This window comes from Mycobacterium sp. 3519A, from assembly GCF_900240945.1.
Classification (GTDB): Bacteria; Actinomycetota; Actinomycetes; order Mycobacteriales; family Mycobacteriaceae; genus Mycobacterium.
This window is the reverse complement of record NZ_OESG01000014.1, coordinates 1,174,711-1,200,215: the sequence shown is the minus strand read 5'-3', so window position 1 is coordinate 1,200,215 and position 25,505 is coordinate 1,174,711. Positions and strand designations below refer to the sequence as shown.

The following is a 25,505-nucleotide window of genomic DNA, read 5'->3' as shown; positions in this document are numbered from 1 at the left end:
CCCAACGCGTGGGACGGCCATCCGGCATCGACACGTACTGGCTCAGCCAGGATGCGACGGTGGCCGCGACACTGGACCGGGCCAACCGGTATGTCGAAGCGGGCGCCGACGGCATCTTCGTGGCCGGCGCCACCGAGCCCGTCGTGCTGCGTGAGCTGACCTCAGCAATTCCGTTGCCGGTCGATGTGCTTGCCATCCCGGGGTTTTCGCTCGATCAACTCGCCGAACTCGGGGTGCGCCGGGTGTCGACGGGCTCCATGCCGTACCGCGCCGCGATCCACGCCGCCGCGCAGGCCGCCGTCGCGGTGCGCGAGGGAACCGACCTGCCCGCCGCCGACCCATACCCGGTCATGCAGGAACGTCTGGTGCGGTTCGCCGATCAGAAGCCCAGCGGATAGCCGCCGCTGACCTTCACCGTCTCGCCGGTGATGAACGACGCCTCGTCGGAGCAGAGGAACAACATCGCGGACACCACGTCGTCCATCGTGCCAAGACGATGCACCAACTGCCGCTTGTGCACGAACTCGTCGATCAACGTCGTCGGCAGGTCGGCCAGCGCGCTCTCGGTGTTCATCAGCCCGGGGGCGATCGCGTTGACCCGGATGCGGTCCTGCGCGAGTTCCGTCGCGAACGCGACGGTCAAACCGCGGACGGTCAGCTTGGACACCGCGTACGGGGTCGCGCTCAAATAGCCCGCCATCGACGAAATGTTGAGCACCACGCCGCCGCCGCGTTCACGCATCGAGTCCCGGCACGCCAGCGTCACATTGATCACGCCCATCACGTTCACGTCGAACAGGTCGCGGATCTCCTTGCGCGACAACGCCGTGAACGGCTGGTTGTACTTCATCAGGTGTAGTCCGGCGTTGTTGATCACGATGTCGATACCGCCGAACTGTCCGGAGGCCGCCGCGACGGCGGCATCCACCTGCGCCGGGTCTGCGACATCGCAGCTGACCGCGATCGCGCGGCCACCCGCCGAATTCAGTTCAGCCGCAGTGTGTTCTGCGGTTTCGGCGTCGATGTCAGCGATCACCACGCTGGCACCCTCGGCGGCCAACGCCCTGGCGAACGCCCGGCCGAAGCCGACGGCGCCGCCCGTGATCACCGCGGTGCGGTTGGCGAACCTCACAGCGACTCTTCGCTGGGCGCGGCCGTCGCGCGGTCGTCGGGCGGCATGGTGTGCGCGGGCATCACTGTGGACTGTAGGGCCTCGACGGCCTCCGTGTACTCCTGGCGCAGCCAGAATCCGGAGTGCCCGCAGATCGGCGCTCCCGGCGCCGGTCGGCCGTCGTCTGGGCGCACGTCGAGCAGACGGTCGTCGACATACTGCGCCTGCGCGGCGGCCAGCGACGTGTTCTGGTGATCGAATATCCACGCCCCGATCGGATCGGTGAGCGCCCACAGGTTGATCCACTGCCGATTCGGCAACTGCCTGGCCCGCAGAAACTCGAGTGTTTCCCGACTGAAGTAGGCGGGGAAGTTCTGCGCGTACAGCCGTCGCAGCGGTGAGCCGAACGTCAGCAGCGGGTAGGGCTCGTCGGCCTGCAACAGCGCGGCCGCCACGATCACCGAGCCCTGACTGTGCGCCACCAGCACGACGCGGGTCGGGTCGGCCGCTTCCGTCAGCGCCGCCAACCGCAGGCGGATGTCCCACACCGTGCGGGCGCCGTACGACGGCGGGGTCAGCGGATGATTCGCACGTGGCCAGAAGGTGACGACATCCCACAGCACCGCGACAGCGCGCCTGAGTTGCCGATTACGGTATGCCGCCACCGCCACAGCGACCAGGCCCGACGCCAGCACCACGGAGGTCAACACGCTGAAGCGCAAGATCGCCTCCGGCCAGAACCGGGCCGAATCAAATTGCGGTACCAGCAGATTCAGCACCATCATCACGATGATCGCCGCCACCGCCACCAGGGCCATGCCCGCCACCATCCGCGTGCCGATGTCTGTCAACGACGCCAACGCGCGCGCTCTGGCGATCCCGGTGAGCTCGGCGCGGGGGTCGGCTACCCGCGGATAGTCGGCCTGCACGCTGGTCAACTCGCCCGCGGTCCGCTGCGGTACGACGCGGAAATAGACGTAGCCGCCCATCACGACGGCCACCGCGATGGTGACCACTATCGCCACCGACGCCCACACATACGGTGGCGGCACGATCAGCGGGGCCCCGGAAGCGTTCTCGCGGACTGCCGCCGACGTCGACAACACCGCCTGACCGAACATCTGCGCTGCCAGCAGTCCGATGCCGACGCTGAACCCACCCCCGATGAGCCATCCGATCAGTGCGACGAACGGACCGGTGAACCCTCCGAGCGTCATCCGCCACCCTTTGGTCCGTTGCGCACACCGGGTGCCCCGCATCGACACGGCGGTGAACGCGAACAACGCAACCAGCAGCATGACCTGAACGCCGAACAGAACGTAGATCGCCCCGTGCAGACCCGGCAGGTGCGTCGGCGCAGGCGGATACGACACGTCGGCGGCGGCGACCCAAATCATCGACGCCACAAGCAGTCCCAGCGACGCCCAGCGCGCCACCACGAGCGGTTTGGTAAGCCGGTTCACGCCGCGGCCGCCACGCGCGGTGGCCCTGCTCGACGCGGTGGCCGCCACCGCGATGGCCAGGAACAGCGCATTGGCCGCCAGCAGGCCGACGCTCACCGTCTCAGCCCCGCCCGCGGCGTAGCGCACCGGCGCCGCCAACGCCACCGCGGCCACGCCGGCAGACCACGCGGTCACATGGCAGCACCGCATCCGCACCACTGATTCGTCGGGGTTCCAGAACGACGACCGTGCCAACGGGGGTGTCTGGCCCTCGACCACAGCGGGACTCGGCGGCGGCTCACGTCCACCGACAATGGCGCCCTCCGAACCCAGCCGCCACAGCAGCGCAACCACCGCCATCAGCGGCACGGCGGCCGCCACGAGTTGGGCTCCGCGGTGCCACGACGCCACGATGGCCACCGGTCCGGCGGCGCAGTGATCCAAATTCGCGCATTGCCAAACCATTACGTCCATCACCGCCACCGCGGAGGCGAGCATCAACGTCAACGTGAACGACAGCGCGATCAGCCGCAGCAGCGTCACCGCCAGCACGGCGGCCCGCTTACTGCGCGCGGGCGGCAGCATCCAATGCGCCAGATCGATGAGGATGAACGGCAGAAACAACAGCCAGAGGGCGCGGCTGGCGCGGCGGGATGTCAGCGCCGCCCAGGAGTACGCCTCCATCACCCGGCGCCACTGGTTCGGGTCGGCCGCCGCGTCGAGCGCCGGCCTGCGCCGGTAAAAGCCGGCGTCGTCGTCGCCTGCCACGCGTTCGATGTCGTCGGCGGAAGTGCCCAGCAGCGCTTCCGGCTGTGCACCGGACACCCCGTGCACCCGCAACTCCACGACCGTTCCACCTCCGGTCACGCCCCCATCCTGGCGCGAGGTTTGGCATTCGCCTGGCTGGGCACGCCCGTAGAGGCAACGAATCTACGAGGAGGACGCCAATGCGAGCGGTCACGTGGCAAGGACGTAGGAAGGTCTCCGTCGACACGGTGCCCGACCCGGCGATCAAGGAGCCGACCGATGCGATCATCCGCGTCACGAGCACCAACATCTGCGGATCGGATCTGCACCTGTACGAGGTGCTCGGCGCGTTCATGTCACCGGGTGACATCCTCGGCCACGAAGCGATGGGCGTCGTCGAGGAGGTCGGCAGGGAAGTCGAGACGCTCAGCGTCGGCGACCGTGTCGTGATTCCGTTCAACATCTCCTGCGGGCACTGCTTCATGTGTGACCACGGGCTGCAGAGCCAGTGCGAGACGACGCAGAACCGCGATCAGGGCACGGGCGCCGCGCTGTTCGGCTACTCCAAGCTCTACGGCGAGGTGGCGGGCGGCCAGGCCGAATACCTGCGGGTGCCCCAGGCGCAGTACACCCACATCAAGGTGCCGGATGACGGCCCCGACGAGCGCTACGTGTACCTGTCCGACGTGCTGCCCACCGCATGGCAGGCGGTCGAATACGCCGATGTGCCCGACGGCGGCACGCTGCTGGTGCTCGGCCTCGGCCCGATCGGATCGATGGCGTGCCGAATCGCGGCGCACCGCAAAGGCTGCCGGGTGATCGGCGTCGACTTGGTCGACGAACGACTCGCCCGGGCACGCGAATACTGCACGGACGTCATCGATTTGCGCCGCGACGATGTCGAGGACATGGTGCTGGGCTACACCGACGGCCGCGGCGCGGACTCGGTGATCGACGCGGTCGGGATGGAAGCGCACGGATCGCCGATCGCCGAGACGATGCAGACCGCCGCCGGCTTCCTGCCGTCGCCAGTGGGTCGCGTCGTGATGAAACAGGCCGGGGTGGACCGACTGGCAGCCTTGAATTCGGCGATCGCTCTAGTCCGCCGCGGCGGCACCATCTCGCTGTCAGGCGTCTACGGCGGCGCCGCCGACCCGATCAACATGATGAGGTTGTTCGACAAGCAGATTCAGTTGCGCATGGGGCAGGCCAACGTGAAGAAGTGGGTGCCCGACATCATGCCGTTGCTGACGGCCGAGGACCCGCTGGGCGTCGAGCAGTTCGCCACCCACCGGCTTCCGCTCTCGGCGGCGCCGGAGGCGTACGAGACCTTCCAGAAGAAGGAGGACGGCATGGTCAAGGTGGTACTGACGCCGTAAACGGGTACTCGAACGATCATGGATCAATCCGAAGCGCCGATCCTCGATGCCCTCGTCGACTACCGCGCGAGCAATCGATACGGGTACACCCCGCCGGGACACCGGCAGGGCCGCGGCGTCGACGACCGGGTACTGGCGGTGCTCGGCCACGATCCGTTCCGCGACGACCTGCTCGCCAGCGGCGGTCTCGACGACCGGCGCACCAGCAACAAGTATCTGAAACGGGCCGAAGACCTGATGGCCGAGGCGGTCGGCGCCGACGTCGCCTTCTTCTCCACGTGTGGCAGTTCGTTGTCAGTGAAGGCGGCGATGATGGCCGTCTCCGGTGGAGACGCGAGCCTGCTGGTGCCGCGGGACAGCCACAAGTCGGTCGTGGCCGGGCTGATCTTCTCCGGTATGCAGGCGCGGTGGGTGACGCCGCAGTGGGACGCCGACCGGCACATCTCGCACCCACCGTCGCCGCAGGACTACCGCGACACCTGGGACCGGTACCCCGACGCGGCGGGCGCGTTGGTGGTCAGTCCCAGTCCGTACGGCACCTGCGCGGACCTGGATGGCATCGCGCGGGTCTGCCACGAACGCGGTAAGCCGTTGATCGTCGACGAGGCGTGGGGCGCGCATCTGCCGTTCCACGAGGACCTGCCCACGTGGGCGATGGACGCGGGCGCCGACGTGTGTGTGGTCAGCGTGCACAAGATGGGCGCCGGATTCGAACAGGGTTCGGTGTTCCACCTGCAGGGTGACCTGGTCGATCAGCACCGGTTGTCGGCGTGCGCAGATCTGCTGATGACGACCAGCCCGAACGTCATGGTGTACGCCGCGATGGACGGCTGGCGACGGCAGATGGTCCAGCGCGGCCGCGAATTGCTCGGCAACGCACTGGAATTGGCCCGGGGGCTGCGCGACGACCTCGAGTTGATCCCCGACGTCGAGGTGCTCGACGACGAACTGCTCGGCAACGAGGCGTCCCACGACCTGGACCGGATGCAGATATTGATGGACGTGTCGGCCACCGGCACCTCGGGCTATCAGGCCGCCGACTGGCTGCGCGCACACAAGCAGGTCGACATCGGCATGAGTGACCACCGCCGGGTGCTTGCGACCATGTCCTTCGCCGACGATAAGGCCACCGGCGAGCGGTTGCTCGACGCACTGTGGGGGTGGCGGAAGGCCGCCAACGACTTCGACTCACCGCCGCAGATCCGGTTGCCGTCGCCGAAAGAGATCCAACTCGAAGCGGTCCAACTGCCGCGTGACGCGTTCTTCGGACACGTCGAGTCGGTGCCTGCCGACAAGGCCGGCGGTCGCATCTGCGCCGAGCAGATCACGCCGTATCCCCCGGGCATACCGGCGGTGGTGCCCGGCGAGCGGCTCAACGACGCGGTGATCGACTACCTGCGCTCCGGCCTCAACGCCGGGATGAACGTGCCCGACGCCGCCGACACCAGTTTGGAGACGTTCAAAGTGGTCGCTACCTGATACCTCTGGTTTCACCTTGGAGGATTCTGGCAACATTACTCAGGAGTCAGTTCGGTCCGACGAAGCTCACCGGTGGGGATGACAATGGGGAATTCACACAGTTCAGAAGCGGTTTCGATACTCGCAGAGGGCGGCGAGGGCGGCGGTGCCGCGCTCAACGAGGTAATCGGCATGTCGGTGGCCGCGCTGGTGGTCACCGCAGCGCTGCTGTGGATCGGCTACCTGCACCGGCAGCGGCGCATCACCTGGCTGAACAACCTGGCCGAGTGGGCAGGCCGGCGGTTCAAGCGGCCACCGTGGGTGGCGCTGCCGATGGCGTTGTTCATCGCGACCCTGATCTGCGCGCTGTTCGGCTTCATCTGGGACGTCAGCCTGCACATCGGCAAGGGCCGCGACCCGGGACCACTGGCCAACCCCGCGCACTACTTCATCCTGTTCGGCCTCTTCCTGTTGTTCATCGCGGGCTGCATGGCGTGCGTGTTGCCGTACGACAAGCCCGGCCCCTCGGCGGTACGCATCACCAAGACCTGGTACGCGCCCGTCGGCGGCATTCTGATGGCCGGGTGCGGCCTGTACGCGCTGCTGGGCTTCCCGCTCGACGACATCTGGCATCGCATCTTCGGTCAGGACGTCACGTTGTGGGGGCCCACCCACCTGATGATGATCGGTGGCGCGGGCTTCTCCACCCTGTCCGCGGTGCTGCTCAACCACGAGGGCCTCAGGGCGATGGGTGACGACGCCCCCACCGGCGGGATCGGCATCAAGTTCGTCCAGTACCTCGGATTCGGCGGCATCCTCGTCGGCATGTCGGTGTACCAGATCGAATTCGATTTCGGCGTAGCGCAATTCCGGCAGGTGTTCCAGCCGATGCTGATCGCCGCCGCTGCCGCGTTCGCCTTGGTCGCCGCCCGCATCATGCTCGGCAGGGGCGCGGCGATCATCGCCGCACTGCTCGCGATCGCGCTGCGAGGCGGCGTCGCACTGGTCGTCGGTCCGGTTCTCGGCGCGCCGATCAACTGGTTCGCGCTCTACCTCGGACCGGCCATCGTGGTCGAATTGATCGGTCTGACACCGCTTCTCAAGCGGCCGGTGATCTTCGGCGCCGTCAGCGGCCTCGGCGTCGCGACCGTCGGACTGTGGCTGGAGTCGCTGTGGATCGACGCCGTCTACTACTACCCGTGGCCGACCAGCATCTGGCCGGAAGCCCTCGCCATGGCCATTCCGGTCGCGGTGCTCACCGGGGCTTGCGGCGCGATGTTCGGCCTCGTCGTCACCTCGCAGCGACTGCCTTCGCGCGCGATCAGCATCGGTCTTGTGGTGTTGGCGATCGTCGCGATCGGTGGCGCCACAGCCAACGGCTTGCGCTACAACGTTCCCGAAAACGTCACGGCCACAGTCACTCTCACCGAGGCTCCGGCCGCGGCGGGGCAACGCATGGTGAATGTCGACGCCAGGATCAACCCGCCGGACTTCGTCAGCGAGCACCCCAACTGGGTGTCGATCCTCGCGTGGCAGGGCCATCTGGAGAACCAGCGCGGCCGCGTCATCGACAACCTCGACAAGGTGGGTCCGGGGCATTACCGCTCCACCCAACCCGTGCCGGTGTGGGGAACATGGAAGACGCTGCTGCGCGTGCACGACGGTAAGACGTTGACCGCGGTGCCGATCTTCCTCGCCGCCGATCCCGGCATCGGCGCACAGGAGGTGCCCGCGGATGCGACGTTCACCCGCCCGTTCGTCGCCGAGATCACCATCCTGCAGCGCGAACGCAACCCCGAGACTCCCGAGCTGCTGTGGACGATCGGTTGCCTGGTGGTGCTGTTCTGCACCCTGGTCATGCTCGGCGGCCTGAGTTGGGGCGCGGGACGGATCAACCGCACCGAGGGCCTTGGCACCGAGGCCGAACTACAGCCGACGGCGCAGGCATGACCGGGGCCGGCCACGTCGAGATCCTGGCCCATCACGGCCTGCTGCTCGCGATACCGGCCTTCGCCCCGGCCGTCGCGGTGGCGGGTGTGGTGATCTACGTGGCGGTGCGGGACCGGCGCCGCGGCGACGCCCCTCGAAGTGAGAACTCGAAGGCCTCGGGCCAAGATGGTTCACCGTGACAACTTCCAGGACACTCATGATCGTGGCGGCCGCGGCCCTGATCACCGCCGGCTGCGGCGGTTCCGGCAACTCGCCCGACAACGCAACGGGTAGCGCGCAACCGAGCAGCCAGCCATCGACGGTGAACCCGTCGGACATGTCGAATGAGCAGGCTCCGCCGTCGCGGGTGCTCATCGACCTCACGATCAAGGGGGGCGACGTCAACCCGACCAATCAGCAGTTGCAGGCAAAGGTCAAGGAACAGATCGTGGTCCGCGTAAACAGCGACGTCGCCGACGAGTTGCATGTGCACTCGACGCCTGAGCACAACTTCAACATCGAGGCCAAGCCCAACCAGTCCTTCCAGTTCAGCGTCGACGTGCCAGGCAAGGTCGACGTCGAGTTGCACAAGCTGAACAAGACGATCGCAACCATCCAGGTGCAGTGATCAGCGATCGGTCGACCGCGATACTGGCCCACGGCCTCGGCGGCTCGACCGATCTGCCGATCCCGTTGAGCTACGCGCTCATTGGTGCCGCGTGGGCGTTGACGTTCACGTTCGCAGTGGTCGCGTTGGCCTGGCGGCGGCCGCGGTTCGATCCGGGCAAACCGGGGCATCCGCTGCCGCGCTGGGTCACCACCGCCGTCGACGCGCCTGCGACGCGTTGGGTGGTGGGCCTCGCGGCGCTGGCGTTCGCGGTGTGGGTGGCCATCGTGGGCTGGCTCGGCCCGCAGGACGGTGACAACCCGCTGCCCGGGGTGTTCTACGTCCTGTTGTGGGTCGGCCTGGTGGCGCTGTCGCTGATGTTCGGGCCGGTGTGGCGGGTGCTGTCCCCGGTGCGCACGCTGCACCGCCTCGCAGGTCGGCGGTCACTCGGGCTGACGTATCCGGAGCGGATCGGCTACTGGCCCGCCGTCGTCGGCCTGTTCGCGTTCGTCTGGCTCGAACTCGCCAGCCCCGACCCGGGATCCCTTGGCGCGATTCAGCTTTGGTTGTTCGTCTACCTGGTGGTGACGCTGGCGGGCGCGGTCTGCTTCGGTGAACGGTGGTGTGCGCGCGCCGACCCGTTCGAGGTGTACAGCGTGGTGGCGTCGCGTCCGGCGATCTTTCGCCGCAACAGCGACGGGCGCATCGCCATCGGTAATCCGTTCGACCATCTGCCGTCGTTCCCGGTGCGCGCAGGCAGCCTCGCGGTGCTGTCGGTGTTGCTGGGATCGACTGCGTTCGACAGCTTTTCGGCGTCGCCGCCGTGGCGCGGCTTCGTCGACAGCCACACCGACTCTGCTGCGACGGCGACCCTGCTCAAGACCGCGGGGCTGCTGGTGTTCGCGGGGGTGGTCGCGGGCACGTTCTGGCTGGCCGCCCGCGCGACCGGCGGGGTCGACGCGCAGCGCCGCCGCGAACTGCCCGGCGAGATGGCGCATTCGCTGATCCCGATCGTGATCGGCTACGTATTCGCGCACTACCTGACGTATCTGGTCGAGCGCGGCCAGCAGACCATCATTGGATTGTTCGGTCTCGACGGCGCGCAGGTGCACTACGTGCTGTCGATGCACCCGTCGCTGTTGGCCACCATCAAGGTGGTTTGTGTGGTGGCCGGCCACATCGCCGCGGTGGTCGCCGCACACGACAAGGCGCTGCGCGTGCTGCCCACCGGCCATCAGCTGACCGGCCAACTGGCGATGATGCTGGTGATGGTCGGCTACACGTTCACCGGGCTGTACCTGCTGTTCGGCGGATAGGCTTGCACACGTGCGCGCATTGATCATCGTGGACGTGCAGAACGACTTCTGTGAGGGCGGCTCACTGGCCGTGACCGGAGGTTCGGCGGTCGCGCGCGGCATCTCCGAGTTGCTGGCCGGGGACACCGGCTACGACCACGTCGTCGCGACCAAGGACTTCCACATCGACCCTGGCGAGCACTTCTCCGAGCAACCCGACTACGCGCTGTCCTGGCCGCGGCACTGCGTGGTCGGCACCTCGGGCGTCGACTTCCATCCGGACTTCGAACCGACCGCCGTCGAGGCGGTGTTCATGAAAGGCCACTACTCGGCCGCCTACAGCGGTTTCGAAGGCACCGACGAATCCGGAACCACGCTGGCCGACTGGCTGAAGCAGCGCGGCGTCGACGAGGTCGACGTCGTCGGCATCGCCACTGACTACTGCGTACGCGCCACCGCCGCTGACGCCGCTGCGGCCGGCTTCAAAACCCGGGTGCTGCTCGACCTGACCGCAGGGGTGGCACCGGAATCGACCGCCAAGGCCGTCGAGGACCTGCGCGCGGTCGGCGTCCAGGTCAGCTAGCCCACGATTTGGTTGCAATACCATCAGTTTGGGCACCCCCGTATGGTCGCCATGTCGGGTGATTCCACGTCGTCAATTGGAGAGTGCCACTTTGACCCACGCTGCCAGCCCAGATGTCACGCAATACGAGGTGTGGCCAGGTAAGGCGTATCCGCTAGGGGCCACCTACGACGGCTCGGGAACCAATTTCGCGCTGTTCAGCGAGGTCGCGGAGAAGGTGGAGCTCTGTCTGTTCGACGCCGACGGCGCCGAATCTCGGCTGACGCTGCCGGAGGTCGACGGCTTCGTCTGGCACGGGTTCATCCCCAACATCGAACCCGGCCAGCGCTACGGCTACCGCGTCTACGGCCCGTACGAGCCCAGCGCCGGTCTGCGCTGCAACGCGAACAAGTTGCTGATCGACCCGTATGCGAAGGCGATCGACGGCACCTTCGACTGGGGCCAGTCGCTGTTCGGCTACAACTTCGGCGATCCCGACAGCCGCAACGACGAGGACTCCGCGGCCAGCGTGCCCAAGTGTGTGGTGATCAACCCGTACTTCGACTGGGGGGTGGACCGCCCGCCTGGCCACGAGTACGCCGACACCGTCATCTACGAGGCGCACGTCAAGGGTCTGACCAAGACGCATCCGGACATCCCGGAGAACATCCGCGGCACCTACGCCGCCGTCGCACACCCGGTGATCATCGAGCATCTGAAATCGTTGGGCGTCAACGCAATCGAGTTGATGCCGGTGCACCACTTCGCGAATGACTCGACACTGGTCGAGAAGGGTCTGTCGAACTACTGGGGCTACAACACCATCGGGTTCCTGGCTCCCGACTCGAAATACAGCTCCAGCCCCAATCCCGGCGGCCAGGTGCAGGAGTTCAAGGCCATGGTGCGGGCCTTACACGAGGCCGACATCGAGGTGATCCTCGACGTGGTCTACAACCACACCGCCGAGGGCAACCACATGGGCCCGACGCTGTCGATGCGCGGTATCGACAATGCCGCGTACTACCGCCTCGTCGACGACGACAAGCGGTACTACATGGACTACACCGGCACCGGCAACAGCCTGAACGTCGGCCACCCGCACACCCTGCAGCTCATCATGGACTCGCTGCGGTACTGGGTGACCGAGATGCACGTCGACGGGTTCCGGTTCGACCTGGCGGCGACGCTGGCCCGCGAGTTCTACGACGTCGACCGATTGAGCGCGTTCTTCGAACTGGTGCAACAGGATCCGACCGTCAGCCAGGTCAAGCTGATCGCCGAACCGTGGGACGTCGGACCCGGCGGATATCAGGTCGGCAACTTCCCGCCGCAGTGGACGGAGTGGAACGGCAAGTACCGCGACACCGTGCGCGACTACTGGCGGGGCGAACCGGCCACGCTCGACGAGTTCGCCTACCGGCTCACCGGATCGGCCGACCTCTACGAGCACACCGGCCGGCGGCCCGTCGCATCGATCAACTTCGTCACCGCCCACGACGGGTTCACGCTGCGAGACCTGGTCTCCTACAACGAAAAACACAACGAGGCCAACAAAGAGGACAACCGCGACGGCGAGAGCCACAACCGGTCGTGGAACTGCGGTGTGGAGGGACCGACCGACGACAAGGAGGTCAATGCGCTGCGCGCCAGTCAGCAACGCAACTTCCTTGCCACGCTGCTGCTTTCGCAGGGCGTGCCGATGTTGTCGCACGGCGACGAACTCGGTCGCACCCAGCAGGGCAACAACAACGTCTACTGCCAGGACAACGAACTGTCCTGGATCGACTGGGCGAACGCCGACACCGAACTGATCGAGTTCACCAGGACCGTGTCCGAGTTACGCGCCGCGCATCCGGTGTTTCGCCGTCGCCGGTTCTTCTCCGGTCGCCCGGTGCGCCAACGCGGCGGTGACGGTCTGCCCGATATCGCGTGGTTCGCCCCCGACGGGTCGGAGATGAGCGACGAGGACTGGGAGACCGGTTTCGCCAAGTCGGTCGCGGTGTACCTCAACGGCCAGGGCATCCCCGACCTCGACGTGCGCGGGCAACGGGTCACCGACGATTCGTTCCTGCTGTTCTTCAACGCGCACTACGAGCCGATCGAATTCACTTTGCCTGCAGAGAAATTCGGCGCTTCCTGGGTACCGGTGATCTACACCGCCGACACCGCGGCGGCCGACGAGAGCAAGCCGGTGCCGGCCAGCGCCACGGTCTCGATCAACGCCAGGGCGTTGATGGTGCTGCAAGCCGACACCGAATAACTCATTCGACGACAGGGAAGAACGATTCGTCGTCGTCCGGGTCGGTCCGGTCGGGCTGCTCGGCGGCGAGCTTGTCGTCGAGCGACTCGTCCACCTCACCGTCGGCGGTGATCTTGTCCGCCTCCCGCCACGTCTCGGGCGGATCGACGACCTCGTCGCCGTCGTCGTTTTGAACGTCGTCGGAGTCGAGGGCTTCGGTCGGCCTCAGCGTGTCGCCGACTCCGCCGCTGTCGTTGGGGGAATAGCCGGGGTCAGGGTTTGCGCTCACAACGGTCCGGTTGCCCAATGGGCACAGCGCTAAACGCCGGGCTCACTCCACGACGTCGTAGAACGATTCGCCGTCCTCAGGCGTCCCGTCGACCTGGCCGTGCTCCCGCCCGTGCGTTTCCGGATCCAGATGGTCGATGTCGTAGTTGCTGACCAACCGCAGGCCGCCGCCCGCGTCGGAGTCGTGGGCCTCGGTCGGCGCTGGGGTGTCCTCGTCGCCGAGGTCGTCGGGAATCTCCTCTGCCAGCCGCTCGTCGAGCGTCTCGTTGTCCTTCGCCTCGATCCACTCGTCGGGCGGATCGACGACCTCGTCGCCGTCGTCGTTGCGGATTTCGTCGGAGTCCAGTTCCTCTTCCGGCGTCAGTGGGTTGTCGTCGAACTCGTCAGAGGCCATGTGCTTATGGTGCCGCATACCTAAAGCTGTTGTGCGGCATGGGCGCTTGCAAATCGAGATCACGTCTCCGTACCAGGCCGTATGGTACGGTCTAGCTGCTGCAGCAACCGTGGCCGCCGCCATGGCTCTCGGGATTTCTCGGAATTCCGCTGACGCCGCCGGCCGGGCGGGCCGGAGTAGGAAGCCGAAGAGCGGCGGCGCCCTACCTGGCGGTCACGGTTGCCAGCACCTCCCTCCCCCGTAATTTTCCCGGGTGTCAGCCGCTGCCCGGATTGAGCGCCGTATGCTGCCCACATGGTGCCGCCGCGCAATTCTGGCGGTCGGCTGACAGCCGATGACTGGATCGACGCTGGATTTGCTGCGCTCGCCGAGGGCGGCCCGAATGCACTGCGGGTGGACCGGTTGTCCGAACGCCTGCATGTCACCAAGGGCAGTTTCTACTGGCATTTCTCCGACACCGCCGCCTATCGCCGCGAGCTGATCAAGGCGTGGGGTGCGTTGCGGGACCGTAACCGGCGGAAGTTCGAGCAGATGCCCGACGTCGACCCCCGCGACCGTCTGCGCGTGATGATCCAGACCTGGGTCGCGCCTGACCAGTGGCAACTCGAGCGGGCGATGCGGGTGTGGGCGCTGACGGACGACGAGGTCCTGGCCAGCGTTCAGGAAAGCGACGCGCGGGTGCTGCGCGCCATCCGGCGCGCGTTCGTCGATTGCGGGTTCGACCGCGACGACGCAGCGCTGCGCGCGTTCGTGGTGTTCTCCGCCGGCGTCGGACTGCTGCACTCGACGGACTCCGCGCCCGCCGCCCCACCCGGTCTTCAGGAGAGCTTCCTGCACTTCATGCTCAGGCCGTAGTCACGACTTGGCGGTCGGCTCCAGACCCGTCTTCCTGTCGAGGTACTGCAGCAGGTCGTGGGCGGCCAGTTCGACGTCCTTGTGCCGCCACTCAGCGGCCCGGTAGACGCAGGCGATCAGGCCGCTGCGGTGGAGTCGGCGAAAGTCGCCGTACACGAACGCATATCGCGCCTTCGTCTCGTCGGAGGCGCCCTGCGTCAGCCCCAGGTGCCACTCGGCGTACTCGGCCCAGCTGTGCGTCTTGAGGTAGGCGTTCTGCGCGTCGGCGCGCGGTTGCACCTGTCCCCAGTCGCTGTCGAGGACATACTGCCGAGCGTCGATCAGCGCCCTGGCTTTGGCCACTGCGGCGTCGTTGACCAGATAGGAGGCCATGACTCCATTCTCGCCCCTGTAAAAAGACTCTGTAACAGAGGTATTATCGGGCGTCGTGGAGACCCGCACCGATCTGATCGCCGAGCTGTTCAACGTGGTGGGCCGGTTCCGCCGACAGCTGCGCCGGTCGACCGGCAGCGGATTCGACGCCACCGGGCTGACCCAGTCGCAGGCCGAGATGCTGCGCTTGGTCGGCCGCCAACCGGGTATCTCCGTGCGGGAGGCGGCCGCCGAATTGGGGTTGGTGCCGAACACGGCCTCGACGCTGGTGTCCAAACTCGCGGCCGACGGCCTGCTGATCCGCACCGTCGACGCGGACGACCGCAGGGTGGGACGGTTGCGGCTGACCGAGTCGGCGCAGCGCATCGCCGACGAATCGCGTGCCGCGCGCCGCGCCGCGCTCGTCGCGGTGCTCGACGAGTTGGACCCCGACCAACTCGACAGCCTGGAACACGGACTGGAGGTACTCGCCGAGATGACCCGCATGCTGCACGAGAGGCAGTCGCGATGACACCGCTTGCCATCGACTGTCAGCACCTGACCCACCGCTATGGGCAGTTCACCGCGGTCGACGACCTCAACCTGCAGGTGCGCTGCGGTGAGACGGTCGGCCTGCTCGGCCCCAACGGGGCAGGCAAGACCACGGTGGTCCGGGTGCTGACCACGCTGACACCGGTGCAGAGCGGGCAGGTGGCCGTCTTCGGCCTCGACTCCCGCCGCCACACCATGGACATCCGGCACAACATCGGCTATGTGCCGCAACAGCTTTCGATCGAGGCCGCCCTGACCGGCAGGCAGAACGTCGAGCTGTTCGCCCGACTGTACGACGTGCCGCGCGGTGAACGCGCCGAACGGGTCGACGAAGTGCTCGACGCGATGCAGCTGCTCGACGTCGCCGACGCCGTCGCAGGCACGTACTCCGGCGGCATGGTCCGGCGACTGGAGCTGGCGCAGGCGCTGGTCAACCGGCCGTCGCTGCTGATCCTCGACGAGCCGACGGTGGGCCTGGATCCCATTGCGCGCGACAGCGTCTGGGCCCAGGTCGAGTACATGCAGCGCACCTTCGGCATGACCGTGCTGCTGACCACCCACTACATGGCCGAGGCGGACGCGCTGTGCGACCGGGTGGCGCTGATGCATCACGGTCAGCTGCAGGCGGTCGGCACGCCCGCCGAGCTCAAGCAGACCGTGTCCCCACAGGCGACGCTCGAAGACGTCTTCCGTCATTACGCCGGTTCCGATCTCGGCGAGGACACCTCGCAGACCGGGATCCGCGCGATCCGCAACACCAGAAGGACGGCCCGCCGTGTCAGTTGACCAGAACATCGACGTGCAGATCGTCCTCGCGCCGCGCGGCTGGCGGCGGGTCCGTGGAATGGCCATGCGGATGAGCGCTTTCGCGATCGTGGAGTTGCAGAAGCTGCGCCACGACAACACCGAGCTGTTCACCCGGATGGTGCAGCCCGCGCTGTGGCTGCTGATCTTCGGTCAGACGTTCAACCGGTTGCGGGTGATCGACACCGGCGACGTGCCCTATCTCGCCTTTTTGGCGCCGGGCATCATCGCGCAGTCGGCGATGTTCATCTCGATCTTCTACGGCATCCAGCTCATCTGGGACCGCGACGCGGGCATTCTGGCCAAGTTGATGGTGACGCCCGCTCCCGCGTCGGCCCTCATCACGGGTAAGGCATTCGCCGCCGGGGTGCGGTCGGTGGTGCAGGTGATCGGCGTGCTGGCGCTGGCCTATCTGCTTGGCGCGCAGCTGACCGTCAACCCGTTGAAAATCCTTGCCGCGATGGCGGTGGTGGTGCTCGCCGCGGCGTTCTTCGCCTGCCTTTCCATGACTCTGGCGGGCCTGGTGCGCCACCGCGACCGGATGATGGGCATCGGCCAGGCCATCACGATGCCGTTGTTCTTCGCGTCCAACGCGCTCTACCCCGTCGACGTCATGCCTCATTGGCTGCGCTGGCTGTCTGCGATCAACCCGCTGTCCTATGAGGTGAATGCGTTGCGCGGGCTGCTGATCGGCACGCCGAGCAACGCGCTTCTCGACATCGGTGTGCTGATTCTGGCCGCGGTCCTCGGCATCGCGGTGGCCTCCACGCTGCTGCGCCGCCTGGTCCGCTAGTTCATGTGCGGGTCATAGGTCCCGCACATCGTCGGCACACCCGGCGGCGACACAGTGGACTCATGATCGTTCTCGTACTCGACGCAGGCACCGAAGAAGGCGCGCGGCTGGCCCGAAAGTTGTTGCGCGACGGCCAGCAGGTGGCGATCAGCAGTCGCTTCGCCACCGACCTGGTGCCGCTCATGCATGGCTATCCATCCGACCGGGTGCTGGCGGTCGCCGCCGATCCCGCCGACCCCGCACAGATGGCCCGCCTGGAAACCAGGGTCCGTGACTACTTCGGTGCCGACAAGTCGTACACCGTCGCGTCGCCGATGTTGATCGGACGGAACGTGGCGGCCACCCAGTTGCCGATGTCGGCGTGACCACGGTTGCCCCACCCCGGGCCGTGGCCGCGGTTGTTCAGCACGACGTAGTACGCCACCTTGTGCTTGGCCACATCGTCTTTGAACTCGCTCAACGTCGGCACCGGATCGCTGCCGATGAATCCGCCGATCGCCATCACCGCGGTGTCCGAAGACAATTCGAGATTCGCGGCCACCGATGACCGCAGCACCGCCGCCGACCATTCCGTGTTGGTGTTCTTCAGCAGCGCGGTGAGGTCCGGGTTGTCCGCGCCCTGGGCGAACCAGAAGTGCATCTGGGGGTCCTTGTCGGCGGGCCCGACGGTCGGGCCGCCGCCTTCGTGCGGTTGGCCGATGGTGACGATCGCATAAACCGCGGGTCCGGCGAGGGCGGCCACCACACCGACGCCCAGCGCGGCCGTCGTGAAGCGCTGACCGAGCAGACACGCTGCCGCGCCGACCGCGAGCACCAGGATGATCCACCGCAGGGCGGGCAGCCAGTCGGCGTTGCGGCCCAGCACGTACCAGCCCCAGATACCCGTGCCGCCGAGCAGCACCGCCAAACCGCCTCGGTACAACCACTTTTCCCGGAGCTGCCACAATTCGTGCACGCCGATCGCGAACATGGCCGCAATCGGGGGCGCGACGGACATGCAGTAGTACGCGTGGATCGTCCCGTGCATGAAGCTCAGCACCAGTCCGTCGACGATCAGCCACCCGCCGAACAGAATCGCGGCGGCCCGTGTCAGGTCCGTCCGCGGCGTGCGGCCACGGGACGCCACCACCAGAACAGTCGCCAGCAGCGCCGCGGGCACCAACCAGCCGATCTCGAAACCGAATTCACCGTTGAACAGTCGCGGCAGGCCCTGCGATTGGTTGCCGAAGCCGCCGAAGCCGTGCCCGCCGACCCGCAGTTGCGCGCCCGCCGACGATCCGACGACGTGGGCCGGGGCGCCGAACGCCATGTGATTTTTACCCAGTACCCGGGCAAATCCGTTGTAGCCCAACACCAGATTCATGAAGTTGTTGTCGGTGGAGCCGGCGATGTACGGCCGCGACGACGCCGGCCACAACAGGGTCAGCACCACGAACCAACCGGCGGAGACGACGAACGCGACCGCGGCCACCAACACGTGCCGCAACCGGACCCGCATCGTCGTCGGAGCGGCCAGCAGATACGCCGCCGCCAGTGCGGGCGCCACCATCAGGCCTTCGAGCATCTTCGCGAGGAACGCAAAGCCCAACGCCGCCCCGGCCCATGCCAGCCACTTCGCACTCCCCTTGTCGAGGGCGCGCACCGTGCAGTACGCCGCGGCCATCATCAGCAGCACCATCACCGCATCGGGGTTGTTGAACCGAAACATCAACGCCGCCACCGGCGTCAGGGCCAACACCGCTCCGGCGAGCAGTCCGCTGCCCGGGCCGCAGACCCGGGTGACGGCGCCGTACAGCAGCGCGACGGCGGCCACCGCCATCAGCGCCTGCGGCACCATCATGCTGGCGCTGCTGAACCCGAAGAGTTGCCCGGACAGCCCCATCACCCATTGCGATACCGGCGGCTTGTCGACGGTGATGAAGTTGTGCACGTCCAGCGAGCCGAACAGCAACGCTTCCCAGTTCTTCGAACCCGCTTGGGCGGCAGCGGCATAGAACTGGTTGCCCATGCCGTTGATGGTGATGTTCCACAGGTACATGACCGCGGTCGCGAGTAGAAGCGCGACGAGGCCCACCCGGTGCCACGTGTCAGTGGTCCACCGGGTGGGCCGTGGGTGGTCGAAGTCGGCGGCGGGCGCGTCCAGCGTCGAAGTCACACCCGCCAGTCAGTCACCACGAGGTTGCGTGGGCCTGTGAGGAGGCGGGGAGACTGCTGCGGGTTGCCCGCAGGGCGTCGGCAAGGGTCCACGCCGAGATGCCGATCAGCGCGACATCCTTGATCAGGAATCCGCCGGTCGCGGACAGTCGCGGGAAGCCACCCGCGGCTTCGTCGAACACACCGGGGGTGGTGAACAGGAAGCTGATCGTCGCGACGAACAGCAGCAGCGCCAGCGCGCTGCCGACGATCGACGCCTTCGGCCACCACGCCTTGACGGCGATCAGCACCGCCGCGGCGACCTCGAACACGCCGAGCAGCACCGAGAACGTGTAGACCGAGAAGATGTCGTAGAGCCAACTCATGAACGGGCTCGCTGAGACCAGCGGTTCGATGCCCTGAGCCTCGAAGTCGGTGAACTTCAACAGGCCGAACCAGCCGATCACGAACACCAGGCCATAGCGGGCCAGCAACCGGGCTGCATTGTCGATTCGTTGGAGGGTCATACGGGTTGGTGCCGATTCGGGCGTCGACCGTTACACAGTCCCTCGGCAAACCGGAAATAGCGGTTTTGTTACTTTTTCCGGGGAAATACCGATACATCAGTTTGATGTCACTTATCGGGTCCCGAGACGAGGGGAATGGGTTGCGTACCTTATTGAAGAGCGTCATGGCGCTGGCGGCTGTCATCGTGCTGTCAGTGACCTTGACCAACGTGCTGTCCCCGCAGTCGAGGCCGCAGAATTACCAGGTGCGTGAGACGGCGGCGGTTGGCTCGCTCGGTTTCGCCGATTCGTGGCTCTGGTTCCTCTCCCCCGACGACGTCAACCGGCAGCTCGACCTGATGGTGTCGACGGGTGTGCACAGCGCCCGAATCATGTTGCCGTGGGCCGGTATTCAGCCCGCCGCCGACTCGTACGACTGGGGGCAGGCCGACACCATCATCAACGCCGCGAACGCAAGGGGCATCGCCGTCGTCGGGCTGCTCAACTCGACCCCGGGCTGGGCCACCGGGGGTGGGCCCGCGATCTCCAGCCCGCCCGCCGACGTCAACACCTTCGCCAACTTCGCGGGCACGGTCGCGTCGCATTTCGCGGGCCGCATCGCCGCCTACGAGGTGTGGAACGAGGAGAACGCGGTGCAGTTCTGGAATGCGGGGGCCGCCGGTCCGCAGCCCGATCGCTTCGCCCAGATGCTCAAGGCCGCGTATCCCGCCATCAAGGGCGCCGACCCGGGCGCCACCGTCGTGATGGGTGGGCTGAGCCCGACCATCAACTTCTTCTCGATCACCAAGAACCCCGTCGACTACCTGAACAACGTCTACGCCGCAGGTGGCGGCGGTTCGTTCGACGCGATCGCGTTCCACCCGTACCTGTTCACCAGCAACACCGACGCCCGCTTCTCCACCGGAAAGGCAAACTCGCCGCGTGGCCTCTACGACGGTCTGCGTGCCGCGATGAACGCCAACGGGGACGGCGGTAAGCAGATCTGGGCCACCGAGTTCGGCGAGGCCACTTCGAAGGTGGACGAGGCCACGCAGGCCGCCTGGATCCAGGACTTCATCGTCACGTGGCGCGGACTGCCCGGCGCGGGGCCCGCGTTCGTGTACACCACCCGCGACCGCAACACCGGCAACGGCAACGCCCAGGACAACTACGGCGTGTACCGCACGGACTGGACGCCCAAGCCGGCCGCGGACGTGATCCGCGGCCTCGCCTGATTTTTCGGCGCTAACCGACTATCCGCGCGATGGACTTCAGCGGGATAGGCAGCCAACTCGGCCGGTGCCGCGCCTCGTAGGCGGCCTCGTACACGGCCTTGTCGAGTTCGTAGGCGTGCAGCAGGTGTCCTGAGTCGCGCGGGTCGACGCCGCTGACTTCGGCGTAGCCCTCGCAGAACGAGGCGGCGTTGCGGTCCACCCACTCGCGGGCCCGCGCGCCGAGTTGCCGCTCGCGGTCCTCGTCGCTCGACTGTTCCATCAACCGTTGATAGGCGGCGTATTCGAACGACCGCAGCACGCCCGCCACGTCGCGCAACGGCGAGTCGGGGCGACGCCGTTCGTCGAGCGGCTGACCGGGTTCGCCTTCGAAGTCGATCAGCAGCCAGCCTTCTGGAGTGCGCAGCACCTGTCCGAGGTGAAGGTCACCGTGCACGCGTTGGACCGTGATCGTCTCTTCGGCGAGCTTGCCGTAGCGCTCCTCGATCAGCGACACGTACTCGTGTAGTTCGGGCACCGCCGCAGCGGCCGCGGCCAGTCGCTCCAGCATGGTGTCGGACGGGAACACGATCGTCGATGTGCCGAGCTGGTCGGCAAGGGTGGCGTGTACGGAGGCGACGGCCTCACCGAGCCGGTACGACTCGCCCGCGAAGTCGCCGCCGACCTCGTCGGCGTACAGGTCGCCCTCGGCGAACAGGTCGCGGGTGCTGGCGGTCGCCATGTCCCAGCCCTCGGCGGAGTTGGCGGCAAACTCGGTGACCATGCCGAGCGCATACGGCTCGCCCGCGAGCGTCGTCTCGTAGGAGCCGAGCAGTCGCGCCACATGCTTGTTGCCTGCGCGGGCCAGTACGCGGTTCAGTTCGATGTCGGGGTTGATGCCCGGCGTGATGCGGCGGAACACCTTGAACACCGCTTTTTCTTCGAAGATCACGCTGGTGTTGGACTGCTCGGCCGAAGACACCCGCGGCGCGGCGTCCACCGGCAGCGTGACATCGGGCTCCTTGACGAACCGGACGTCTCCAAACTCTGTCGAAGAATCGACAAGCGACAGCAGGTATTTCGCGTCGGCTGGGTTGTACAGCGCGTCGTAGGCGGTGCGGTCGTCGTCGGAGCCGATGGTCGCGACGGAGAGATATTCGGAGATCGGGCTCCCGCTGTCTGTCGCCGCCTCCGCGGCTCCGAAATCCCACCGCACGATCACCTGGTACCGGTCCGATGGGCCCTCGGCGTAGGACACATCGAGCAGTACCAGCTCGAGGTCGTCTCGTAACGCGACCACGACGGCGGGCTCAACGGAGGTCAGTTCGCGGTTGCGTCCGGCGTACCAGCGTTGGTGCACGATCCATTCGTCGAACGGCAGATTCATTGCTGCTCTCCCGGTTCCGGCGCCCGCAGCTGGAACCAATAAAACCCGTGGCCGGGCAAGGTCAGCAGGTAAGGCAACTGGCCGATGCGGGGAAATTCAACGTACCCGGTCATCTCAACTGGCGTATACCCGCTCCAGTTCTGCAGGTTCATCTCGATCGGCTGCGGAAACCGCGACAGGTTGTTCACGCACAACACGGTGTCCTTCTGGCCGTTCTCCTCGACCTCGCGGACGAACGTGAGCACCGACGGGTTGGACCCGCCCAGTTCCCGGAACGTCCCGACGGCGAACGCCTCGTGGCGGCGGCGCACCGCGAGCATGGTCCGCGTCCAGTTCAGCAACGAGTTCGAACTGTCGCGCTGCGCCTCGACGTTGACGGCTTGATAGCCGTAGATCGCATCCTGGTTCGGCGGTAGGTACAACCGCCCGGGTGTCGCGGTGGAGAATCCCGCGTTGCGGTCGGGCGTCCACTGCATCGGCGTGCGCACGCCGTCGCGGTCGCCGAGCCAGATGATGTCGCCCATCCCGATCTCGTCGCCGTAGTACAGCACCGGCGAACCGGGCAGTGACAGCAGCAGCGCGGTGAACAGTTCGATCTGGTTGCGGTCGTTCTCCAGCAACGGCGCCAGCCGACGGCGGATGCCGACGTTGGCCTTCATCCGCGGGTCCTTCGCGTACTCCGCGTACATGTAGTCGCGCTCTTCGTCGGTGACCATCTCGAGCGTCAACTCGTCGTGGTTGCGCAGGAAGATACCCCACTGCGCCATGTCGGGAATGGGTGGAGTCTGGGCCAGGATCTCCGAGATCGGGAACCGGGACTCACGCCGCACCGCCATGAAAATGCGTGGCATCAGCGGAAAGTGGAAGGCCATATGGCATTCGTCGCCGCCGGTGTCCGGGTCGCCGAAGTACTCGACGACGTCGGCGGGCCACTGGTTCGCTTCGGCCAGCAACACCCGGCCCGGGAACTCGTCGTCGATCACCTTGCGGCAGTGCTTGAGGAACGCGTGCGTCTCGGGCAGGTTCTCGCAGTTGGTGCCTTCCCGTTCGAACAGATACGGCACCGCGTCCAACCGGAATCCGTCGATGCCGAGGTCGAGCCAGAACCGCAACACGTCGAGCATCGCGTTCTGCACGGCGGGGTTGTCGTAGTTCAGGTCGGGCTGGTGGGAGAAGAACCGATGCCAGTAGAACTGGCGCCGAACGGGATCGAACGTCCAGTTCGATTCCTCGGTGTCGACGAAAATGATCCTGGCGTCGGCGTAGCGCTCGCTGGTGTCGCTCCACACGTAGTAGTCCCCGTACGGCCCGTCGGGGTTGCGCCGCGACTCCTGGAACCACTCGTGGGAATCCGACGTGTGGTTCATGACGAGGTCGGTGATGACGCGGATGCCCCTGCGGTGCGCGGCGTCGAGCAACTCGACGAAATCGTCGACGGTGCCGAACTCGGGCAGCACCTTGTAGAAATCGCGGATGTCGTAGCCGCCGTCGCGCAGCGGGGAATCGTAAAACGGTGGCAGCCAAAGGCAATCCACGCCAAGCCACTTGAGGTAGTCGAGTTGTTCGGTCAATCCGCGCAGGTCGCCGGACCCGTCGGAGTTGGAGTCGTAGAACGCGCGCACCAGCACCTCGTAGAACACCGCACGCTTGAACCACGTGCGGTCCTCGGGAAGTGCGCGCGCATGGCCGAAGTCTTCGGCGGTCGGGTGTTCGACCACGCCGTCCTCGACGTGGCTACCTTCTGTTGGATCGTGTACGACGTCCCCGCTGCTTTGGTCCATCAGCCTTCAAACCTACCCATGTCTGACGAAACTGAACCGCCATCGAGCCACCGGTTGAAACCGTAATCAAGTCGGGTTACGGTTTCCGCGTCCTAGATCCGTCAGCGTGGCGATCTGGCCATCACTGGCGCAGTTTTGCTCTACGAAGAATTGAGTGGCAGTGGCTGATTCGACGCCCAATGATGGTGAAGCCCCAGTAATTGTCGGCATGGCCGACGCGGCGATGCACATGTATTCCGCCGCCATCGACACGCTTCCAGACGTGCACGATCCGGAGTTCCCGCACCGCGCAGGCATCATCCTGGCCGGCCTCCGCAAACTGCAGTCGTCGTTGTCGGAAGCGGCGGGCCGCAGTCGCGTCACGCCGTCGGTCATCGTCGCCCTCAGCGGTGTCCGCCACCGTTACGACGAGTTGATGGAGACCGCCGCGCACGGTCCAGGCGCGACGCTGGGCCAGCGACTGTACGTCGCGCGCGGCCGCGCCAAGCTGTCGACGAAGGAAGCGGCAAACGGCGTCGGTCTGCGCAAGGACATCATTGAAGACGTCGAGGCGGAGGAACCCGCCACCGAGGAAGAGACCAGCAAGATCAAGGATCTGATCGCCGCGCTCGGCGGCTAGCGGTCCTTCATCGCAGGAACCGCGCCGCGGGTTGGGCGCGCAGCAAGCGGGCGCTGTTGGCCTGCCGGTAGCCGATGACACCACCGGAGATCGTGAGCAGCAGCAGCCCCGCGATTCCTGGCAGAGCCAACATGGTCAGTTCGGCCGATGTCGGGCTGCGTAGCTCGCGCGGATAACCGAGCCGCGTCGGTTGTGGTGCCATCGTGTGCCCGCTCATCGGCGTCACCGCTTTGGCGACCGGTTCCGGCGGCGGCGGTAGTGCACCGCGGATCGCTGGCACGGGTACGCCTGCTGCCGCCACTGGCGCCGGCGGCACACCCGCCGCCGCGGCAGGCGGGGGCGGCGCGGACAGTGGAATGGGCAGCGGTGCGATCACCAGCGGCGCCTTCAGCACAGGCGGCTCGGCCGAGTAGCCGGCCGTCAGCGGGTCGACGCCGCCGTCCCCTCCTCCGATCGAGTCCACGACCGGCGGCGCTTCCTTGGCCTGGGTCTTCAGCGACGGACCAGGGACGAGCGCCGGCCGCTTCGGTTGCATAGCCGCCAGGACGTCGCCGAGCGTCGGCACCGGAATCACGATGGTCCCGTAGAAAAGCGACGGGTCGGGCAACCCGCCCGGCGGTAGCTCTTTTTGTCGCGGAATGCGGAAGTACGGAATCACCAAAGACCCTTTGTAAATCTTCGTCTTGGGGTTTGTGCCGCTATTCTTTTTCGCTTCCGCTTTGGTTTGTACGCCGACGTCTTCGCGGCCATTCCCGACGGTGCTGCTCGGCGGTTCGGCGTTGCTGGCGCCGTCGGTGCGCGAGCCGGACCCGTTGTCGTCGGATTTGCTGGCGACGGTTGCGGTTTCGGTTTCGGCACCGTCGCTCTCACCCGTGTCCGCGTAGCCGATTCCGGCGTTGGCGACACTGATCAGGAGGCTCGCGGCGAACACGCATACGGACGAAATGAACCGCATTGCCGAACCTCCTCATACCCGATGAGAATCGTTGTCCGTCAATCGAATAAGTGGCGTTATTCTCGCATATTCAGGCGTTTTCCGAGTCGCGAAATACATCACCGAAT

26 protein-coding genes are annotated in these 25,505 nt (G+C 66.5%); 16 read left to right on the top strand and 10 right to left on the bottom strand.

The features are described 5' to 3' along the window. Positions 1 to 8 precede the first annotated feature (8 nt). On the top strand, positions 9 to 398 hold the full coding sequence (locus C1A30_RS26665) for an isocitrate lyase/phosphoenolpyruvate mutase family protein (RefSeq protein WP_101951293.1): 390 nt from the start codon (positions 9 to 11) through the stop codon (positions 396 to 398). Here C1A30_RS26665 and C1A30_RS26660 read toward each other — a convergent pair. Then, a complete protein-coding gene (locus C1A30_RS26660; protein ID WP_101951292.1) occupies positions 380 to 1,132 on the bottom strand; it encodes an SDR family NAD(P)-dependent oxidoreductase in 753 nt (250 codons plus the stop codon). The genes C1A30_RS26665 and C1A30_RS26660 overlap by 19 nt on opposite strands. Beyond that, on the bottom strand, positions 1,129 to 3,420 hold the full coding sequence (locus tag C1A30_RS26655; RefSeq protein ID WP_101951291.1) for a hypothetical protein: 2,292 nt from the start codon (positions 3,418 to 3,420) through the stop codon (positions 1,129 to 1,131). Before C1A30_RS26655 ends, C1A30_RS26660 begins: the two co-directional genes overlap by 4 nt. 80 nt (positions 3,421 to 3,500) lie before the next feature. Between C1A30_RS26655 and C1A30_RS26650 the strand changes: the two genes are divergently transcribed. The 8 genes from C1A30_RS26650 to glgX all read left to right on the top strand — a co-directional run bounded on the left by C1A30_RS26650 (position 3,501) and on the right by glgX (position 12,790). Next, complete coding sequence (locus C1A30_RS26650; RefSeq protein ID WP_101951290.1) at positions 3,501 to 4,679, top strand: alcohol dehydrogenase catalytic domain-containing protein; 1,179 nt, start codon at positions 3,501 to 3,503, stop codon at positions 4,677 to 4,679. 18 nt (positions 4,680 to 4,697) lie between these two features. Beyond that, complete coding sequence (locus C1A30_RS26645; RefSeq protein WP_101951289.1) at positions 4,698 to 6,158, top strand: aminotransferase class I/II-fold pyridoxal phosphate-dependent enzyme; 1,461 nt, start codon at positions 4,698 to 4,700, stop codon at positions 6,156 to 6,158. Positions 6,159 to 6,242: 84 nt separating this feature from the next. Beyond that, positions 6,243 to 8,087: a hypothetical protein gene (locus C1A30_RS26640; protein WP_101951288.1), complete on the top strand. Its 1,845-nt coding sequence runs from the start codon at positions 6,243 to 6,245 to the stop codon at positions 8,085 to 8,087. Next, the gene (locus C1A30_RS26635; RefSeq protein WP_101951287.1) at positions 8,084 to 8,266 is read left to right on the top strand and encodes a hypothetical protein; all 183 of its coding nucleotides are present in this window, start codon (positions 8,084 to 8,086) and stop codon (positions 8,264 to 8,266) included. Before C1A30_RS26640 ends, C1A30_RS26635 begins: the two co-directional genes overlap by 4 nt. After that, positions 8,263 to 8,694, top strand: a complete 432-nt coding sequence (locus C1A30_RS26630) for a hypothetical protein (RefSeq protein WP_101951286.1) — start codon at positions 8,263 to 8,265, stop codon at positions 8,692 to 8,694. The genes C1A30_RS26635 and C1A30_RS26630 overlap by 4 nt, the downstream gene beginning before the upstream one ends. After that, positions 8,691 to 9,989, top strand: a complete 1,299-nt coding sequence (locus C1A30_RS26625; RefSeq protein ID WP_101951285.1) for a hypothetical protein — start codon at positions 8,691 to 8,693, stop codon at positions 9,987 to 9,989. The genes C1A30_RS26630 and C1A30_RS26625 overlap by 4 nt, the downstream gene beginning before the upstream one ends. Positions 9,990 to 9,999: 10 nt before the next feature. Next, positions 10,000 to 10,551 carry an isochorismatase family protein gene (locus C1A30_RS26620; RefSeq protein WP_101951284.1) on the top strand — a complete coding sequence of 184 codons (552 nt, stop codon included), beginning with the start codon at positions 10,000 to 10,002 and terminating at the stop codon, positions 10,549 to 10,551. A 91-nt stretch (positions 10,552 to 10,642) separates the two neighbouring features. Further along, positions 10,643 to 12,790 (top strand): glycogen debranching protein GlgX, encoded by a 2,148-nt coding sequence (gene glgX, locus C1A30_RS26615; RefSeq protein ID WP_101951283.1) that lies wholly within the window; start codon positions 10,643 to 10,645, stop codon positions 12,788 to 12,790. A 1-nt stretch (position 12,791) separates the two neighbouring features. Here glgX and C1A30_RS26610 read toward each other — a convergent pair whose 3' ends face one another. Both C1A30_RS26610 and C1A30_RS26605 read right to left on the bottom strand, forming a co-directional pair. Beyond that, complete coding sequence (locus tag C1A30_RS26610) at positions 12,792 to 13,058, bottom strand: hypothetical protein (protein ID WP_101951282.1); 267 nt, start codon at positions 13,056 to 13,058, stop codon at positions 12,792 to 12,794. 42 nt (positions 13,059 to 13,100) lie between these two features. Continuing rightward, complete coding sequence (locus C1A30_RS26605; protein ID WP_101952906.1) at positions 13,101 to 13,451, bottom strand: hypothetical protein; 351 nt, start codon at positions 13,449 to 13,451, stop codon at positions 13,101 to 13,103. Positions 13,452 to 13,745: 294 nt separating this feature from the next. Here C1A30_RS26605 and C1A30_RS26600 point away from each other — a divergent pair, with 294 nt between their 5' ends. Continuing rightward, entirely contained in the window at positions 13,746 to 14,306 is a 561-nt protein-coding gene (locus C1A30_RS26600) for a TetR/AcrR family transcriptional regulator (RefSeq protein WP_101951281.1), read from the top strand. Here C1A30_RS26600 and C1A30_RS26595 read toward each other — a convergent pair whose 3' ends face one another. Beyond that, entirely contained in the window at positions 14,307 to 14,678 is a 372-nt protein-coding gene (locus C1A30_RS26595; RefSeq protein ID WP_101951280.1) for a hypothetical protein, read from the bottom strand. A gap of 55 nt (positions 14,679 to 14,733) precedes the next feature. Here C1A30_RS26595 and C1A30_RS26590 point away from each other — a divergent pair, with 55 nt between their 5' ends. The 4 genes from C1A30_RS26590 to C1A30_RS35470 all read left to right on the top strand — a co-directional run bounded on the left by C1A30_RS26590 (position 14,734) and on the right by C1A30_RS35470 (position 17,171). Continuing rightward, on the top strand, positions 14,734 to 15,189 hold the full coding sequence (locus C1A30_RS26590) for a MarR family winged helix-turn-helix transcriptional regulator (protein WP_101951279.1): 456 nt from the start codon (positions 14,734 to 14,736) through the stop codon (positions 15,187 to 15,189). Further along, positions 15,186 to 15,995, top strand: coding sequence for an ATP-binding cassette domain-containing protein (locus tag C1A30_RS26585; protein ID WP_101951278.1), 810 nt, complete (start codon positions 15,186 to 15,188; stop codon positions 15,993 to 15,995). The genes C1A30_RS26590 and C1A30_RS26585 overlap by 4 nt, the downstream gene beginning before the upstream one ends. 58 nt (positions 15,996 to 16,053) lie before the next feature. Further along, on the top strand, positions 16,054 to 16,806 hold the full coding sequence (locus C1A30_RS26580) for an ABC transporter permease (RefSeq protein ID WP_200828543.1): 753 nt from the start codon (positions 16,054 to 16,056) through the stop codon (positions 16,804 to 16,806). Positions 16,807 to 16,868: 62 nt separating this feature from the next. Beyond that, a complete protein-coding gene (locus C1A30_RS35470) occupies positions 16,869 to 17,171 on the top strand; it encodes a short-chain dehydrogenase (protein WP_142392675.1) in 303 nt (100 codons plus the stop codon). Here C1A30_RS35470 and C1A30_RS26570 read toward each other — a convergent pair. After that, positions 17,081 to 18,961 carry a glycosyltransferase family 39 protein gene (locus C1A30_RS26570; RefSeq protein WP_101951276.1) on the bottom strand — a complete coding sequence of 627 codons (1,881 nt, stop codon included), beginning with the start codon at positions 18,959 to 18,961 and terminating at the stop codon, positions 17,081 to 17,083. The two genes, C1A30_RS35470 and C1A30_RS26570, sit on opposite strands and share 91 nt — an antisense overlap. Positions 18,962 to 18,974: 13 nt before the next feature. Then, the gene (locus C1A30_RS26565; protein ID WP_101951275.1) at positions 18,975 to 19,466 is read right to left on the bottom strand and encodes a YkgB family protein; all 492 of its coding nucleotides are present in this window, start codon (positions 19,464 to 19,466) and stop codon (positions 18,975 to 18,977) included. A gap of 164 nt (positions 19,467 to 19,630) precedes the next feature. Here C1A30_RS26565 and C1A30_RS26560 point away from each other — a divergent pair, with 164 nt between their 5' ends. After that, entirely contained in the window at positions 19,631 to 20,680 is a 1,050-nt protein-coding gene (locus C1A30_RS26560; RefSeq protein WP_160112800.1) for an endo-1,4-beta-xylanase, read from the top strand. Positions 20,681 to 20,690: 10 nt separating this feature from the next. Here C1A30_RS26560 and C1A30_RS26555 read toward each other — a convergent pair whose 3' ends face one another. Both C1A30_RS26555 and treS read right to left on the bottom strand, forming a co-directional pair. Further along, complete coding sequence (locus C1A30_RS26555) at positions 20,691 to 22,043, bottom strand: maltokinase (protein ID WP_101951273.1); 1,353 nt, start codon at positions 22,041 to 22,043, stop codon at positions 20,691 to 20,693. Beyond that, entirely contained in the window at positions 22,040 to 23,824 is a 1,785-nt protein-coding gene (treS, locus tag C1A30_RS26550) for a maltose alpha-D-glucosyltransferase (protein WP_101951272.1), read from the bottom strand. Before treS ends, C1A30_RS26555 begins: the two co-directional genes overlap by 4 nt. Positions 23,825 to 24,053: 229 nt before the next feature. On the opposite strand from treS, the gene C1A30_RS26545 reads away from it, so the two are divergent. Continuing rightward, positions 24,054 to 24,443: a hypothetical protein gene (locus C1A30_RS26545; RefSeq protein ID WP_101952904.1), complete on the top strand. Its 390-nt coding sequence runs from the start codon at positions 24,054 to 24,056 to the stop codon at positions 24,441 to 24,443. A 7-nt stretch (positions 24,444 to 24,450) separates the two neighbouring features. Here C1A30_RS26545 and C1A30_RS26540 read toward each other — a convergent pair whose 3' ends face one another. Continuing rightward, on the bottom strand, positions 24,451 to 25,398 hold the full coding sequence (locus tag C1A30_RS26540; RefSeq protein WP_101951271.1) for a hypothetical protein: 948 nt from the start codon (positions 25,396 to 25,398) through the stop codon (positions 24,451 to 24,453). Positions 25,399 to 25,505: the final 107 nt, after the last annotated feature.